This is a genomic window from Spiroplasma endosymbiont of Cleonymus obscurus (assembly GCF_964273375.1).
Taxonomy (GTDB): domain Bacteria; phylum Bacillota_I; class Bacilli_A; order Mycoplasmatales; family VBWQ01; genus Spiroplasma_E.
On the sequence record NZ_CAXWWA010000002.1, the window covers coordinates 238,173 to 254,503 of the forward strand.

Consider the following 16,331-nt stretch of genomic DNA (forward strand, 5'->3'; position numbering starts at 1 on the left):
GTTTAAAATCTTTTAGAGAAATAGGGTAAAATGATTATATATTTTAAGATAAGAGGTATATATGCGTAAAAATTATCCTAGTAATGTTAGCAAAGAGCAATTTGAAAATATAAAATCAATTTTAGAAAATACTAAAAAGAGAACTAAACCAAGAAGCTTAGATTTATATGAAGTATTTTGTGCAGTTTTATATGTATTAAAAAGTGGTTGTCAATGAAGAATGTTACCAAAAGATTTTCCAAAATGACAAATTGTATATTATTATTTTCAAGTTTGAAGTAAAAATAATGGTAAAGAACCTAGTGTATTACAATTAGTTTTAAAAAAAATTAGTCATGGCATTTCGTATCAATAATGGTAGAAAAGAACAAACTAGTTTTTGTATAATTGATTCACAAAGTGTTAAAAATACAGATACTACTAAAAACAAAGGTTATGATGCTGGTAAAAAGATTTCAGGAATAAAGCGTCATATTGCTGTTGATTCTCAAGGTTTACCACATGCAATTTACATAACCACAGCAGAAAAAACAGATCGTAACAGTGCTATAATAATGATTGAAAATGAAAAAGAGAATCTTTCTGCAGTTCAAAAAATACTAGTAGATGCTGGTTATACTGGTGAAAAATTTGCTTCTAAAATTAAAACAATTATAAATGCAAATGTTGAAGTTATAAAACGTAATGAATTACATTCTTTTGTAGTATTACCAAAAAGATGAGTTGTAGAACGAAGTTTTGCATGATTAGAAAAATGCAGAAGATTATGAAAAAATTGTGAAAAAAAATTAAATACTAGCTTACAAATGGTTGTTCTTGCCTTTATTTCAATTTTATTGAAAAGATTTTAAACAGGTTCTTACAAAATCATTCATAGTTATATTTCTTTCATAACAATATGTTTTTAATTCATAATGGTCATTTTTAGTAAGACGAATTTTTAAATTTTTAATTAATAATTTATTTTCATGTTTTTTAAGTGCTGCTGCTACCATTTCTATTCATCTCCTTTAACCTTTAATAATTCTTTTATAATCAATAATTGCTTGTTCTAATTTATTTACATGTTCAAAGTTAAAATAATCATTACTAATATTTAACTCTCCGTCATCATCAATTCTAACGTCTAAACTACTTTCATATTTATCATTAAATTCTTCTTGTAATTCTTCAAATTTTTCTATTAATTTTCTTGCATTTTCTAATTCTAATCTATTCATTATTTACACTCCTTTAAAATTTTCTAATTGTAATTCATTAATATAATATTCATATAAGTAATCTCAATTATTTGATGTTAAATACATATCTTCTTCAATCATTTCATTTATACATTTATTACAATAATATGTATTATCTATTTCACTAATTCAAATATATTTTTCATTATGTATATTACATTTCATCATTATCACTCATTAATTTATAAAAGCATTTATTACAAGTTCTATTTGCAAATGATGAATTTTTATGACAAATATCACAAGAACCATTCATTCTATATTCTCTACATTCCATATTTATTAATCCCTTTCTATAATTTTTAATATTTCTTGTATTTCAATATATTTTTGATTTTTAAGTAATTTTTCATTACATAAATTTTTAATTAATTCTATTTTTTCAACATTTAATAACATATTAATTTCCTTTAATACTTTAAATAAAATATTTTTTCATTATGAGTATTTATATCTTTCATTGGTGTAACAATATAATTTATTGCTAAATCATTATCATTATATGGGTTATTTATTTTAAAACTTTTCATATCTTGTTCTCATATAATGTTATATTTAAAACATTCTTGATTTTTATCATTTGTAAAAATATAATAACCATTATATTGTTCATAAAATTCACAAGATATTAATTCATTTTCATTTGTAGTAATATCTGAAATATTTTTAATATATTTTAAAATTTCACTACCTTTAATACTTTCAATATCTTTTGTAATTGATTTTTTACCTAATTTATAATTAAAATCTTCAATTATTTTTAATGTTATTTTTTTATTATTTTGATTAATAATAGTATCTTTAATTGGAAATCATGTTTCATATTCACCAATTTCTAATAACATACCTTTAGTTGTTTCTCTAACTTTATTTTTAATATCTAAATTAACATTAATCATTACGAATCCTTTCTACGTATAAGCCTTATCACCTACAGTGATAAAAGGCTTATATACTACTAACTAAATACTTCTACTTACTATACGTATAGGCTTATTGCTACTATAGGTAGCAATAAGCCTTGGGGGTAGGAGGTCTGGAGGGAGGGGGAAAAAAAACTTAAATTTTTAAAGACCAGCAGAAAAATTACTATTTGCAAATTCCTATACAATAGCTTTTATAATTTTTATTAAATTTGGAATAATTAATTACTTTAATAAAGTATAGGTTTAATAAAATAATTAATTATAATTGTTCAACAATTAAAAATGAGAGTTTTATCTCTCATTTAATTTCTTATTAAATCTAACTAAGGCTGCAATACGTCCAATTAAAGAGGAAAAAACAAACATTAAAATTGCTGGTTTATTACATGATTTAGGACACGGTCCTTTTTCACACACTTTTGAAAAAATCATAAACCTTAATGTTAATAAAAAAGAAAATTTTACTCATGAAGATTATACTTGTGCTATTATTAATGATAATAGTACTGAAATTAACATGATTTTAAAACAATTTAATATTAATATTAATGCTATTATTGGTATCCTTAAGAAGGATTATAAAAATTATCCTAAATATCAAATTCAATTGGTATCATCGCAATTAGATTGTGATCGTATTGATTATTTAATGCGTGATGGATATTTTACAGGAGTTGGTTATGGAAGTATTGATATTGATTGAATTATTACGAATATGATAATTGATATTAAAGAGGGTTTAGTTTTTTCATACAAGGCAATTTCTGCTATTGAAAATTATTTAATCACAAGGTTCCATATGTATTCTCAAGTTTATTATCATAAAAGCGGAATTCTTTTTGATCTTAATTTACAAAAATTATTTTCAAGAATAACTGAATTATATTTTGATAAAACTTATTCATTTAAAGTCAATATTCATGATTTTATTGCTATTTTTGAGGGAAAAAGTGTTGAAATACAAACATATTTAAATTGAACAGATGCTACTTTAATTAAGTTAATGCAAGATATTATTAATTTTGAAAAAGATAATGAGTTAGTAAAAATATCAAAAGTAATTTTATTTTGTTTTAACTGAGAAAATGAATTGTTGTTATTAACAAGTCAAAATAACACTAATGTTATTGGCGTTAAACAAGATTTAAAAAATGTACTTTATTATTTTAAAAAAGATCCAATTATTATTAAAACAAAAAACGAAGAATATATTACTTTAGAAAAAATCTCACAAATTTTGCAAGATCCAATTAAAGCACCAAATACAATTTATTTTTTAAAAAAGAAATAGAAATTTAAAAGTATTATAAAATGAGGTAATTATGAAAATTTTAAAATCAATTAATAAAATTTTTGAGTATCCAAATATTTTAGATTTAACGCCAGGAGATTTTTACTTAAATTCACATGAGTATCATTTAGCAACGCAAGAAGTAATAGTGATATTGGGTGTATTAATTAATAAAGAAAAAATTGAAAATGCTATTAAAACTTTAAATTTTACTTGAATAAATTTTAAAGAAAAAGTAATTGTTTATTTTTCTATTTTTGCCTACCTTATAATAGGTAATGAATATAATGATTTAAAATCAGTTAAAATAAATCAAATTAAATTTAAAGATAATACGTTAAAAATTAAATTTAAAGAAACATTACTTACAATGATTAATAAGTTTCCAAGAACTTTGCATTTAACTAATGTTTTGGGTAATGATAATGATCGCGCTAATATGTATGCAGTTAACGCTATTTTAAATATTAAAAAAGGGATTGGATATGATAATTTTCATATTACTCTTTTTTCAGTATATCAATCGTTAGAATTAAAATTAAAGCATTGTTTAAGAAAATATATTCAAGTTGAACCTTCAGCTAGTAAGAAAAAATTTAATTTTCATAATTTAATACGATTGATTAAATTAATTAGTACTACAAGAGTTGAAAGTGAGGAAATGAGTAAAATATTATTAAACTTAAGAGAACGTTTGCGTTATTTTTGAACAAATTAATCCTGGCGGTCAAGCAGCAAGATATGAAGCTGAGATAAATCATAATTATTTTCATAATTTAAATTCGTATATAATTAATGAACAAGAATTACTAAGTAATTTTGTCAAGGCTTTAAGTTTATTACAAGAATTATATTTAAAATTAATAGAATTATATAAAGATGATAATACTAAAGTTAAAATGCAAAAAAAAATTGATTTAGAATTAGTTAAAGTTTCAGGAATTAAAATCGAAGATGATCCAAAAAAAAATAATGATAAATTAAGAAATGTGCTTGATAATCAAATTTTTGGTAACTATCAAGAATTAATTGATTTAAATTACAATGATGTTGCTATTTTGGAATTTTTAATCAGAATTGGATTTATACAGTATGTTAATGATACAATTGAACAACTTTTATAAAAAAGTATTTATTTTTACTTTTTTATATGATATAAATTAAATTTATGAGTATAATATTTTAGATATTGAAAGGGGTCTGAACTGTGGACAGTTATGTTATTAATGAACTCACTACTATTATTCTTGATGCAGTAGCATTTGCAAATTATGAAATAGAATTGAATCAGGTTGTTATTGAAATTAATAAAAATAATGACTTAGGTGATTATTCTACATCAATAGCAATGATATTAGCAAAAAAATATAAACAAAAACCATTAGGCATTGCTGAAATTATAGTTAAAAATATTCATCAGAAACACCCATTAATTAAAAAAATTGATTATATTACTCCTGGTTTTATTAATATTAATATTAATGTTGAAGTATTTAGTTTGTTATTAATGAAAATTATTAATGAGAAATCATTATATGGTCAATCTAATAAAAAAAATATTACTTATAATATTGAATTTATTAGTGCTAATCCAACCGGACTTTTACATTTAGGACATGCAAGAAATGCGGCTATTGGTGATAGTTTAGCTAATATATTAGAACATAGAGGATATAATATAGTTAGAGAATACTATATTAATGATGCTGGTAATCAAATTAATGTTTTGGCCAATTCAATTTTCATAAATTATCAAAATCTTTGTGACAATGCTGTTGAATTACCAAAAGAAAGTTATCGTGGTTCTGAAATTTTAGCTGCTGCACAATCATTTTTGAAATTAAATGGTAATAAATTTGCAAATAAACCTTTTGATGAAACTTCTTCTTTAATTTTTAAAGAATTTGGTATTAATTATATGCTTTCAGAAATTAAAAAAGATTTAAAAAAATTTAAAGTTAAAATTAATATTTGATTTTCTGAATCATTTTTATATAAAGAAAATATTATTTCTAATTTAATCAAACAATTTGAAATGCAAGGCAATACTTATCAACTTGATGGTGCTATTTTTTTAAAAACTACTTTATTTGAAGATGATAAAGATCGTGTAATTGTTAAGAAAGACAAAACTTATACATATATGCTTCCTGACTTAGCTTATCATCATATTAAATTTCAACGTAGTGATATGTTAATTAATATTTGAGGAGCAGATCATTATGGCTATATTCCACGAATTAAAGCGGGATTATATATGCTTAATAATGATGCCACTAAACTTGATATTTTATGTATGCAAATGGTAAAGGTTATTGATAATGGTAAAGAACAAAAAATGTCAAAAAGAGCAGGAACATCAATAACTTTAAGACATATGATAGATTTAATTGGAAAGGATGCTTTACGTTATTTTTTAGTATCAAGATCAGTTGAATCACATCTTGATATTGATTTAGCACTTGCTAAACAACAATCTAACGAAAATCCTGTTTATTATGCTCAATATGTTCATGCGCGTATAAATCAAATTATAGAGAATTATCCAAAATTTGAAATTGCAAATAGTATTAATTTATTAACAGAACAAAAGGAAAAAGAATTATTGATTACATTAGATGAATATATAATTATTTTGCAAAAAATTGAAAAACAGCTTCAACCACATTTGCTTACAAATTATATTCAAAAATTAGCTAAGTTATTTCATTCTTATTATAATAAACATAAAGTTATTAGTGAAGATCAACAATTAACAATTCAACGATTAACATTAGTTTTAGCAATAAAACAAATAATGGCAAATGCTTTAAATTTAATTGGTGTGGATGCGCCTAAAAAGATGTAAAAAATATATTTTTTATTATTTATAATATACAATTTAGAAGGTGATTAAGAAATGCAAAACAAACAAACATTTGTAGAAGTAGCATATAGTTTTTTATGCAAAAAGAAAAAAAGCAGTTTTAATGAAATTTGAACACATGTTAAAAAACAATGTAATATTTCTAAAGAAGATGAAGAAAAAATTGCTGGTGAACTTTATACTGGAATTATTTTAAATACCAATTTTTTCTTAAAAAATGATAAACTTTGATATCCACGTAATGAAGTCTCATTAGAGGAAATTAAAGAACATATGACAAGAGTAGAAATTCCAAGTAATACAAAAGAAGAAATTGATAGTACTGAAACAGTTACAGATAATGATGAAACTATAGATTTAAGTGAAGACGTAGAAGATGAAGATGATGATTTAAATACCATTAGTATTCAACCATTAGAAGATAGTTATGATGATGAATAATAATGATATTATTAATTAATATTTAGGAGAAAACTAATGAATTCAAAGTATATATTTATTACTGGTGGTGTTGTATCATCTTTAGGTAAAGGAATTACAGCAGCATCGCTTGGGCGTATATTAAAGCAAAAAAATATTAAGATTTTTATGCAAAAATTTGACCCTTATATTAATGTTGACCCAGGTACTATGAGTCCTTATCAACATGGTGAAGTATATGTAACTAGTGATGGTGCTGAAACTGATTTAGATTTAGGTCATTATGAACGTTTTATTGATGAAAATCTGACTAGAGACTCCAATATTACTGCCGGAAAAGTATACCAAACTGTTTTAAAAAAGGAACGCGATGGTTTTTATGAAGGGAAAACTGTACAAGTTGTACCACATGTTACTGATGAAATTAAAAAACATATTTTTAATTCCGCAATTAATAGTAAGGCTGATGTTATTATTACCGAAATTGGTGGAACAGTTGGTGATATTGAATCATTAGCTTTTATTGAAGCCATTAGACAAGTTAAAAACGAAAAAGGTCATGAAAATGTTATTGTTATTCATACTACATTAATTCCTTATTTACATTCGGTTGGTGAATTTAAAACGAAACCTAGTCAACATTCAGTAAAAGAAATATTATCATTAGGTATTCAACCTGATATTTTGGTTTGTCGTAGTGAAACTATGCCACCCGATCATATTTTTGATAAATTATCTTTATTTTGTAATATTAAACGCAGGCATGTTTTAGCAATTCCTGATTGTGATAATATTTATAAAGTGCCATTATCTTTAGAACAACAAAAAATTGATGAAGTAGTTTCAGAATTATTAAAATTAAATAAAACTAAACCAGATATGTCAGAATGACATACAATTGTTAAAAAGTTAGATAATATTAATCAAGAAGTTACTGTTGGTATTGTGGCAAAATATTCGAATTTAAGTGATGCTTACTTATCAGTAATTGAATCATTGAAAATTGCAGGTTATAGTCTTAATACTAAAGTTAATTATAAAATTATTAACGCTGAAAGTTTAGATAGTAAAAACATTAATTCTATGCTTTCTCCTTTCCAAGCAATAATTGTTCCTGGTGGCTTTGGTAATCGTGGTGTTGAAGGCAAAATCAATGCAATTAATTATACTCGAGTTAATAAAGTTCCTTTCTTGGGATTATGTTTAGGTATGCAGTTAGCTTGTATTGAATATGCTCGTAATGTATGTAATTTACAAGATGCTAATTCTACTGAATTTAATGAAAAAACTAAAAATCCTATTTTTGATTTATTACGTGGCAAAAATAAAAATGATCAAATCGGGGGAACTTTAAGATTGGGTAATTATCCAACCACTTTAATTAATGATTCATTAGCAAAATCTCTTTATAAACAAACTATTATTATTGAACGTCATCGTCATCGTTATGAATTTAATAATAGTTATAAAACATTACTTGCAAAAAATGGATTAATTTTTAGTGGTATATATAATAAAGAAGATTTGGTAGAAGTGATTGAGTTGCCAAAAGAAGTACATCCATTCTTTATTGCAAGTCAGTTTCATCCTGAGTTCACATCAAGAATTAATAAACCAAATCCTTTATTTTTAGGATTAATTAAAAGTATTATTAAAAAATAATGATAAAGTAAGAAAATTTAATTTTAAAATTGTTATAATTTTTATGAATTGTATATTCTCAAAATATATATGCAACTAGATTTTTTATGAAAATATATAATATAAGGTTATAATATTTTAAGAAAGAAGGAAAAGAAATGAATAAATTTGTTAGTGCAAAAAATATGATTGATAAAGCAAAAGCAGGTAAATATGCCGTTGCTCACTTTAATATTAATAATTTAGAATGAACAAGATCTATTCTTGAAGTTGCACAAGAAACTAAATCATCTGTTATTTTAGGTGTTTCAGAAGGTGCTATTAAATACATGGGTGGATTTAACACAGTTGCTAGTATGACTTTAGCGCTATTGAATGATTTAAATATTACTATTCCAGTGGCATTACATTTAGATCATGGTCAATCAGTAGATTCTTGTAAGAAAGCATTAGATGCTGGTTTTAGTTCTGTTATGTTTGATGGTTCTCATTTAGATTTTAATGAAAATATAAAAGGTACCAAAGAAGTAGTTGCTTATGCTAAGAAAAAAAATGCATCTGTTGAAGCAGAAGCAGGTACTATTGGTGGTGAAGAAGATGGAGTTATTGGTAGTGGTGAGATTGCTAGTGAGGAAGATTGTAAATCATTAGCAGCTTTAGGAATTGACTTTTTAGCAGCCGGAATAAATAATATTCATGGAAAGTATCCTAAAAATTGAGATGGTTTAAATTTTGATGTGTTAAAAAATTTATCAGTAGCTTCAAATAAGCCAATGGTATTACATGGTGGTTCTGGAATTCCAAAAGATCAGGTTAAAAAAGCTATTAATTTAGGAATTAGTAAAATTAATGTTAATACTGAATTACAAGAAGTGTTCGCCGCAGTTATTGAAAAATATGTTACGGAAGGAAAACTTAATGAAGATAAAGGGTTTGATCCTAGAAAAATTTTTAAGCCAGGAATGGAAGCAATTAAACTTAAAGCTAAAGAATTATTAACAGAATTTGGTTCATTAGGAAAATCTTAAAAAAATGGTCATATTATTATTAATATGACCATTTTTAAATAATTTTCCTTAAATTAAGATAAATTTCAAATATGAAAATTACTTTTATTATCAATAACTTGTGATATTTTTTCATTACTTAAAATATCAATTATTACTTCAGCCTTAATAGCAACTTTCGCGTCTAACATATGACCACCAATTACGTTAAAATTATCATCACCAAAAGTAGTATAGTATGGCAATGAATAATTGGTTTATTTCTATCTTTTTCATCTCAAATGATTGTTCCAATTGTTGATAACAATTCATATTGTTCAAGAAAAGTTTTTTTACATAATCAGTACTTTTTTTAGGAATATAGCCTAAAGTGACATTAGTAATAGCACCAATCATTTGGAATTGTGCCATTCCTATATTTTCTTTAATAGCAAATTGCTCTAAAGTTTTAATAATCATTTCATCTTTTTCAATAATTAATGCATACTTATTTCCGATCATTTTTTTAATTTTCATAATAAGAATCTCACCTTTCTTTTAGCAGTATTTTAACATATTTATTAATAGCAATAATGATTAAATTTGATTATTATAGGAAAAAATATTTTTCTTTTTGTAATAAAAATTATTTTAAAAAGAAAATATATTAATTTTAAAATTAATAGGTATAATAAAACTAATATTTAAACTAAGGAAGTGATAAAGTTGAAAACTAATGGTTTAGTAATTGCTATTGGTAATGATCATACCGCTTATGAATTTAAACAACCAATTATTAAATTTTTACATACAGAAGGCTATCAAATTTTAGATTTAGGAACAAATAGCAGTGAGCCTGTTGATTATCCTAATTTTGGTTTTAATGTTGCTAATGCTATTGTTAGTAAAAAAGCAGATTTTGGTATTGTAATTTGTGGTACTGGTATTGGTATTAGCATTGCTACCAATCGTATTAATGGTGTTCGTTGTGCCCTTTGCTATGAAGAAGAAACAGTAAGATTGGCAAGGCTTCATAATGACGCTAATGTTTTAGCACTAGGTGCTAGAATTATTTCTGATTATAAAGCAGTAGAACTTGTGAAATTATTTTTAAATACTAAAACAAGTGATGAAAAAAGACATCAATTAAGAGTTGCAAAACTAAAATAATTTTACTATTAAATTATTAAAGAGAGGATGTTTAAAAATGGATAAATCTTTTAATAAGGGTCTTGACCCAGAATTAAAAAAAATTGTGAAAGATGAATGACAACGTCAACAAAATCATATTGAATTAATAGCTTCAGAAAACTATGTATCACCAGCTGTACTTACACTTGCTGGAACAATATTAACTAATAAGTATGCAGAAGGTTATCCGGGCAGAAGATATTATAATGGTTGCGAAAATGTTGATAAAATTGAAAATTTGGCAATAGAGCGTTTTAAACAATTATTTAATTGTAATCATAAACCAGGTCAATGTAAAAAAGGTAATTTTCATGCTAATGTACAACCTCATTCTGGTAGTCAAGCTAATGCTGAAGCATATGCTGCTATATTACGTCCAGGTGATACTATTCTTGGTATGGAACTTGATGCCGGTGGTCATTTAACTCATGGTTATAAAATTAATTTTTCTGGTAAAATTTATCACGGTGTTAATTATGGTGTAAGTAAAAAGGATGAATATTTAGATTATGATGAAATTTTAAAAATTGCTAAAGAATGTAAACCAAAAATTATTGTAGCAGGAGCTAGTGCTTATTCAAGACTTATTGATTGATCAAAGTTTCGTAAAATTGCCGATACTGTTGGAGCATATTTAATGGTTGATATGGCGCATATTGCTGGATTAATTGCTGCTGGATTACATCAAAATCCTATTTGTTATGCTGATATTACAACAACAACAACTCATAAAACATTAAGAGGACCACGTGGTGGTGCTATTCTTTGCACCGAAGAATTAAAAAAGAAAATTGATAGTGCGGTATTTCCCGGTAATCAAGGTGGGCCATTGGAACATATTATTGCAGCAAAAGCACAAGCTTTTTATGAAGCATTAACGCCAGAATTTAAAACTTATCAAATGCAAGTAATTAAAAATGCTCAAGCATTAGCGAAAACTTTTCTTGATGCAAAATTTCATGTAGTGGCGGGTGGAACTGATAATCATTTATTAACTGTTAATGTTACTAATATTAACGGTTTAAATGGTAAAGAAGCTGTTGATATTTTAGAAAAGATTAATATTGTTGCTAATAAGAATGGTGTTCCCTTTGATCCTTTACCAGCTGTTATTACTAGTGGTGTTCGTTTTGGTAGTCCAGCAATGACAACGAGAGGTTTTAAAGAAGAGCAGTTTATTGAATTAGGAAAGATTATTATTAGTGCTTGAAAATTACCTAAGGGTATTAATGATGATGGTTTAAATGAATTAAGAAAAAAAGTTGATATGCTTTTAAATAAATTTCCCATTTATGAAAATATAAAATTACCTCAATAATAAAATAATTATTTTATGTTTGGAATATGAAAATAAGTTTTCTGTTAATTAACAGAAAACTTATTTTATTTTTTTGAATCTTTAATTTCTTTCATTTTTTCAATAAAATTATTATCATATTTAACCGAAGATTGTTCTTTAATAAACTTTATTAATTTTGAAACATCTTCATCACTAATTCATGGTGCTTGTAAACGATTGATATTATTTTGTCCTGGAGCTAAAAATAACATATCGCCTTTACCTAATAATTTTTCTGCTCCAGCAGTATCAAGGATTGTTTTTGAATCAATTCAAGATGCAACTTTAAAAGCAATCCTTGCTGGAATATTATTTTTAATTACGCCAGTAATTACATCTACTGATGGTCTTTGTGTTGCTATTACTAAATGAATTCCTGCTGCTCGACCCATTTGTGTAATTCGCATGATCCCTTCTTCAATTTGTTTGCTTGCTTGTACCATTAAATCTGCTAATTCATCAATAACAATAATATAATAAGGTAATTTATCAATTTCTTGACTTATTTTTTTATTATAACTTTCAATATCACGATTTCCATTTTTTGCAAATAGTTGGTATCGACGCATCATTTCTAAAATTACTACTTGTAATGCTGCTGGTGTTTTGTTTGCTTCATTAATTACTGGAAAATAATTAAATGTGGGATATCATTATAAATTGCTAATTCTACTCATTTAGGATCGATTAATATTAGTTTTATTTCATGAGGTTTGTATTGTAAGAGCAAAGAAATTAGTAAATCATTAATAAAAACTGATTTTCCTGAACCAGTACTACCAGCAATTAATAAGTGGGGCATTTCTTTTAATGAATGAAAGATGTAATCACCAGTAGTATTTCTACCAATACTAATTAATAATTTTTTATTTTTATATTTTTCGCTTATATTTTCAAATTGTTCTTGCATATTAGTTGGAACAATATTTTTATTACTAACTTCAATTCCAATCATTGATTTACCAGCTATTGGTGCTTCGATTCTAATATTATTATTTGCTAAAACTAGTTTTAGTTCTTCTTCAAAGTTAGTAATTTTGTTAATTTTCATTCCTGAAGTGATTGAAACCTCGTATTTTGTTACTGTTGTACCAATAGTAAAATCATTTACTTTTCCTTGAACAGAAAATTCTTTAAATAACTGATTAATTTTTTCTTTATTTTCTAAAGCATATTTTTCATTTTCTTCTTGCTTTTTTATTAGATTATCTGATTTTTTAGTTAATTTTAATGTTGGTAAAATATATTTTTGATTAATTATAGTTTGTTCAGGAAGAAAAGCTTTTGTTTTTTCTTGATTGTTATTTTGTTTTTCAATTTGATTAATAATTTTGTTTTGTTCTTTAACTTTTGTTTCATTATTTTCTAATTTTTGATTTGGAATGGCAACCCTTTTTAGGACTATTTTTTGGTAGACATTTTTTCATGATATTTAACTGGAGTTAGGTAGTTTAAAGTGCTGTGGATTCGTATGTTGTTGTATCAATTGATATAATCAAATAATTCTAATTTTAATTGGATTAATGATGTAAAATTTTTATCATTAATAAATTCAGTTTTGAAAGTTTTGAAAGTTGCTTCAGCAACAGCATTATCATAAGGACAACCTTTTTTGCTTAAAGAACGGGTAATATTGAATGCTAATAAAAGTTTATCAATAGTTTTATTATTGAATTCATTACCGCGATCACTATGAAATATTTGAATATCTTTTAAACAGCGATTTGATTGCATAAATGCTTGATATACTAATGATGCATCTTTTTTAGTACCTACACACTATGTCCAATAATTTCGCGGTTAAATAGGTCGATTAATAAGCAAATATAGTTTCACTTACCATTAACTTGAACATAAGTTAAATCACTAACAATAACTTCATTTTTAAGCCTATTATTAAAGTTTCTATTCACAAGATTGCTTATTTGGCTATCATTGACTTTGTTATGATGATTTTTAAATGATAATTTAGTGTATTTTGATATTAAATTATGCTGATTCATAATTTCTTTAATTTTTTTGCGTGATAAATAAATTTCTTTATTTTCTAGACTGACTTTTAATCTTCTTGTTCCATAAACTTCTTTATTTTGTTTAAAAGCACTAATAACAGCTTCATCATACATATTATTTTTGATTTTATCTTCTTTTTTCTTTAAATTAAAATAATATGTTGATTTAGAAAGTTTTAAAAAACGACAAATTGGACGAATTTTATATTTAGATTTATTATTTGTAATAATCTCTACTTTCTGCCTATTATTAGTGCTGCTTGCTTTAAAATATCATTCTCCATTCTTAATTGTTTTAATTCTTTATTTGCTTGAATTAATTGTTTTTCTAAATCCGAAAGATTATCTTTAGTTTTAAAACTGCTTGAATTTGTAAATTGCTTAATTCATTTATAAGTAGCTGCTCTTGTAACGTTGTATTCTTTAGCAAGGCAAGATACTGATTTGCCATTTTGATATAAAGATACTATTTGTTTTTTAAATTCATCATTATATGAGTTAATATTGGCCATAATTATATTTCCTTTCTTTTAACTAATTTGTTCACTTGTCTACGTAATTAGTGTCCAATAAAGTGTAACCCATCCAATTATTAATTTTGTTAATATTGTTATTTTCTTGTAATAATTCTTTATTGGTTTCTATATCAAAGTTTATTTTTTCGTTTTTTACTTTATTGTTTGATAAATTTTCTTTTGTAAATTGTTTAGTTTCTAATTTAGATTGCTTATTATTGTTTTTTGCTTGTTGTTTGTTTATTTTTAGTTCTTTTTTTAGATTATTGATTTTGATAGTATTATTTTGTGCCAAAGTAAGTTTTTTTTGTTTTTCTTTTGCTTTTTCTAATTTATTAATTTTTTGATCTTTTCGCTTAACTTTAAAATCTAAAATTGTTTCTTTGATATGATTTGAAATAGTGATAAATAAAATTAAGGGACGGTTAAAAAATAATCAACTAAAACAAATAATAATCATTAATATATTTAATATAAAATTAACAAAAAAAGTTGTGTAACCTAAAAATTCTAATATAGTATTACCAATTAATCCGCCAACAAGATAAGAGGGAAAGAAACTATCAATAGTTCAATTATTAAAGGAAATAGGTGATTTGAAAAATCCATGATAATTATTAAAAATAGTTGAATTTCATCAAGATTGATAATAATCATTAATTAAATTAATATGAAATTTATTATTAAATCAAATATTATCATAATGACTAATAATAGTAATAGTTTCAATTGTTCAAGCGCAGCATATAATAGTAGTAATTATTGCTCAAACAAAGGAAGCTTTAAATTTAAAATAATAATTAAAACAAAGTGGAATTAAAGATATATATATATAATAATATATAAATTAAATATTTGCTTCATCCAAATAAAAAAGAAAATATAAAGTCGTCTAAAAATTTACCAATTGGTAGTAGTTTTAATAAACTAAAAGTTATTAATAACAATAAAATTAGAGTACCTAATAAGATACCAATTTTATTATTATTGCTATTTTTAATTTGTTTAATTTTAATATTTTTAAAATCTTTCATAATTTTAAACTCCTAACTTTTCTATTTTAAATTTATTGGTTGAGTGATTGTATAAAAATAATATCATATATAGGGGTGTTTGTTACTACTTACTAACCATTTTAATAAAAATTATTATGATGTGAACTATTAGTAATTTTTATTTATTTTTTTAAAAAATATACAATATATATAAATTAAAATATTATTAGTACTTTAATTGATTATATGGTTATATATAATAAACAATATCCAAAGGGTTGCCATTCCAATAGTTTAAATTTTGAAAAAGAATAAAAAATAAATTAAAAGAGAAAAGTAAAAATTAAAGATTGAAAGTGAATTAAAAAATGTATAATACTGAAATGAATAATAATGATTTAATGTTTATGATTATAGGTTTGCCTATAATAGTTATTGTTATAGGAGTTATTATAGTTTGTGTAGTTGCTTCAATTAATAGTAGTTCTAGACTAGATACAATTAATAATGCAATTGAAAAAGAAATAAAAGATTTTTTATTGAATAAAAATGATATAAATTATGTTTTTAAAAATGGTAATTTATATCAACAAATGAAAAATGAGGTAAAGACTGCAATAATAGATTTGAGATATAATAAATATACGTTTAATAAATCATATATTAATAGATCTGAAAATAAGATTAAACAAATACAACGTATTATTAATAAATATTATAAATTAGATAAAAAAAATATTATTGAAATTGATAATGAAGAAGTTACTAATAATATTATTTTAATAGAAAACAAAGAAATTGATAATGAATAAAATAAAGTTACCTAAATAACTTTATTAATAATATTATTGGATTGAATTCATTTTTATTTATTATTATGTTTGGATTTTATATAGCATATTTTATTA

General features: G+C 23.9%; 21 protein-coding genes and 2 pseudogenes. 12 read left to right on the top strand and 11 right to left on the bottom strand.

The window, feature by feature from the left end:
• Positions 1-61 precede the first annotated feature (61 nt).
• A protein-coding gene (locus ACI2WJ_RS01850; protein WP_400254556.1) for an IS5 family transposase occupies positions 62-851 on the top strand; the annotation gives its coding sequence in 2 pieces (ribosomal slippage) (positions 62-322 and positions 324-851; 789 coding nt in all).
• Here ACI2WJ_RS01850 and ACI2WJ_RS01855 read toward each other — a convergent pair.
• The 5 genes from ACI2WJ_RS01855 to ACI2WJ_RS01875 all read right to left on the bottom strand — a co-directional run bounded on the left by ACI2WJ_RS01855 (position 834) and on the right by ACI2WJ_RS01875 (position 2,140).
• Entirely contained in the window at positions 834-995 is a 162-nt protein-coding gene (locus tag ACI2WJ_RS01855) for a hypothetical protein (protein ID WP_400254661.1), read from the bottom strand. The genes ACI2WJ_RS01850 and ACI2WJ_RS01855 overlap by 18 nt on opposite strands.
• Before the next feature lie 15 nt (positions 996-1,010).
• Positions 1,011-1,220 carry a hypothetical protein gene (locus ACI2WJ_RS01860; protein WP_400254662.1) on the bottom strand — a complete coding sequence of 70 codons (210 nt, stop codon included), beginning with the start codon at positions 1,218-1,220 and terminating at the stop codon, positions 1,011-1,013.
• Between the two features lie 3 nt (positions 1,221-1,223).
• Positions 1,224-1,409 carry a hypothetical protein gene (locus tag ACI2WJ_RS01865; protein ID WP_400254466.1) on the bottom strand — a complete coding sequence of 62 codons (186 nt, stop codon included), beginning with the start codon at positions 1,407-1,409 and terminating at the stop codon, positions 1,224-1,226.
• Positions 1,396-1,518, bottom strand: a complete 123-nt coding sequence (locus ACI2WJ_RS01870) for a hypothetical protein (RefSeq protein ID WP_400254663.1) — start codon at positions 1,516-1,518, stop codon at positions 1,396-1,398. The genes ACI2WJ_RS01865 and ACI2WJ_RS01870 overlap by 14 nt, the downstream gene beginning before the upstream one ends.
• A gap of 133 nt (positions 1,519-1,651) precedes the next feature.
• Positions 1,652-2,140: a hypothetical protein gene (locus tag ACI2WJ_RS01875; RefSeq protein ID WP_400254664.1), complete on the bottom strand. Its 489-nt coding sequence runs from the start codon at positions 2,138-2,140 to the stop codon at positions 1,652-1,654.
• A gap of 370 nt (positions 2,141-2,510) precedes the next feature.
• Here ACI2WJ_RS01875 and ACI2WJ_RS01880 point away from each other — a divergent pair.
• The 8 genes and pseudogenes from ACI2WJ_RS01880 to fba all read left to right on the top strand — a co-directional run.
• Positions 2,511-2,669, top strand: a pseudogene (locus tag ACI2WJ_RS01880) (HD domain-containing protein); the annotation flags it as partial.
• A 15-nt stretch (positions 2,670-2,684) separates the two neighbouring features.
• Complete coding sequence (locus ACI2WJ_RS01885; RefSeq protein ID WP_400254665.1) at positions 2,685-3,458, top strand: hypothetical protein; 774 nt, start codon at positions 2,685-2,687, stop codon at positions 3,456-3,458.
• A 31-nt stretch (positions 3,459-3,489) separates the two neighbouring features.
• Complete coding sequence (locus ACI2WJ_RS01890; RefSeq protein WP_400254666.1) at positions 3,490-4,176, top strand: hypothetical protein; 687 nt, start codon at positions 3,490-3,492, stop codon at positions 4,174-4,176.
• A 181-nt stretch (positions 4,177-4,357) separates the two neighbouring features.
• Positions 4,358-4,582, top strand: a complete 225-nt coding sequence (locus ACI2WJ_RS01895; RefSeq protein WP_400254667.1) for a hypothetical protein — start codon at positions 4,358-4,360, stop codon at positions 4,580-4,582.
• A gap of 83 nt (positions 4,583-4,665) precedes the next feature.
• Positions 4,666-6,306 (top strand): arginine--tRNA ligase, encoded by a 1,641-nt coding sequence (gene argS, locus ACI2WJ_RS01900; RefSeq protein ID WP_400254668.1) that lies wholly within the window; start codon positions 4,666-4,668, stop codon positions 6,304-6,306.
• A gap of 51 nt (positions 6,307-6,357) precedes the next feature.
• Complete coding sequence (gene rpoE / locus ACI2WJ_RS01905) at positions 6,358-6,765, top strand: DNA-directed RNA polymerase subunit delta (RefSeq protein ID WP_400254669.1); 408 nt, start codon at positions 6,358-6,360, stop codon at positions 6,763-6,765.
• Between the two features lie 36 nt (positions 6,766-6,801).
• Positions 6,802-8,406 carry a CTP synthase gene (locus tag ACI2WJ_RS01910; RefSeq protein WP_339039439.1) on the top strand — a complete coding sequence of 535 codons (1,605 nt, stop codon included), beginning with the start codon at positions 6,802-6,804 and terminating at the stop codon, positions 8,404-8,406.
• A gap of 137 nt (positions 8,407-8,543) precedes the next feature.
• On the top strand, positions 8,544-9,413 hold the full coding sequence (gene fba, locus ACI2WJ_RS01915; RefSeq protein WP_338958782.1) for a class II fructose-1,6-bisphosphate aldolase: 870 nt from the start codon (positions 8,544-8,546) through the stop codon (positions 9,411-9,413).
• Positions 9,414-9,466: 53 nt separating this feature from the next.
• Here fba and ACI2WJ_RS01920 read toward each other — a convergent pair whose 3' ends face one another.
• Both ACI2WJ_RS01920 and ACI2WJ_RS01925 read right to left on the bottom strand, forming a co-directional pair.
• On the bottom strand, positions 9,467-9,637 hold the full coding sequence (locus tag ACI2WJ_RS01920) for a hypothetical protein (RefSeq protein WP_400254670.1): 171 nt from the start codon (positions 9,635-9,637) through the stop codon (positions 9,467-9,469).
• Positions 9,606-9,908 carry a PCC domain-containing protein gene (locus tag ACI2WJ_RS01925; RefSeq protein ID WP_400254671.1) on the bottom strand — a complete coding sequence of 101 codons (303 nt, stop codon included), beginning with the start codon at positions 9,906-9,908 and terminating at the stop codon, positions 9,606-9,608. Before ACI2WJ_RS01925 ends, ACI2WJ_RS01920 begins: the two co-directional genes overlap by 32 nt.
• Positions 9,909-10,112: 204 nt before the next feature.
• On the opposite strand from ACI2WJ_RS01925, the gene rpiB reads away from it, so the two are divergent.
• The gene (gene rpiB, locus ACI2WJ_RS01930) at positions 10,113-10,541 is read left to right on the top strand and encodes a ribose 5-phosphate isomerase B (protein ID WP_174480264.1); all 429 of its coding nucleotides are present in this window, start codon (positions 10,113-10,115) and stop codon (positions 10,539-10,541) included.
• Between the two features lie 37 nt (positions 10,542-10,578).
• Positions 10,579-11,880 carry a serine hydroxymethyltransferase gene (gene glyA / locus ACI2WJ_RS01935; RefSeq protein ID WP_339039436.1) on the top strand — a complete coding sequence of 434 codons (1,302 nt, stop codon included), beginning with the start codon at positions 10,579-10,581 and terminating at the stop codon, positions 11,878-11,880.
• A gap of 65 nt (positions 11,881-11,945) precedes the next feature.
• Here the strand turns inward: glyA and ACI2WJ_RS01940 are convergent, their stop codons facing one another.
• The 4 genes and pseudogenes from ACI2WJ_RS01940 to ACI2WJ_RS01955 form a co-directional block, all read right to left on the bottom strand.
• Positions 11,946-12,473, bottom strand: coding sequence for an FtsK/SpoIIIE domain-containing protein (locus ACI2WJ_RS01940; RefSeq protein WP_400254672.1), 528 nt, complete (start codon positions 12,471-12,473; stop codon positions 11,946-11,948).
• Between the two features lie 50 nt (positions 12,474-12,523).
• Entirely contained in the window at positions 12,524-13,333 is an 810-nt protein-coding gene (locus ACI2WJ_RS01945) for a DNA translocase FtsK (RefSeq protein WP_400255228.1), read from the bottom strand.
• Positions 13,303-14,425, bottom strand: a pseudogene (locus tag ACI2WJ_RS01950) (IS3 family transposase). Before ACI2WJ_RS01950 ends, ACI2WJ_RS01945 begins: the two are co-directional and overlap by 31 nt.
• Before the next feature lie 22 nt (positions 14,426-14,447).
• Positions 14,448-14,888, bottom strand: a complete 441-nt coding sequence (locus ACI2WJ_RS01955) for a hypothetical protein (RefSeq protein WP_400254673.1) — start codon at positions 14,886-14,888, stop codon at positions 14,448-14,450.
• 903 nt (positions 14,889-15,791) lie between these two features.
• Between ACI2WJ_RS01955 and ACI2WJ_RS01960 the strand changes: the two genes are divergently transcribed.
• On the top strand, positions 15,792-16,235 hold the full coding sequence (locus tag ACI2WJ_RS01960) for a hypothetical protein (protein WP_338958772.1): 444 nt from the start codon (positions 15,792-15,794) through the stop codon (positions 16,233-16,235).
• Positions 16,236-16,331: the final 96 nt, after the last annotated feature.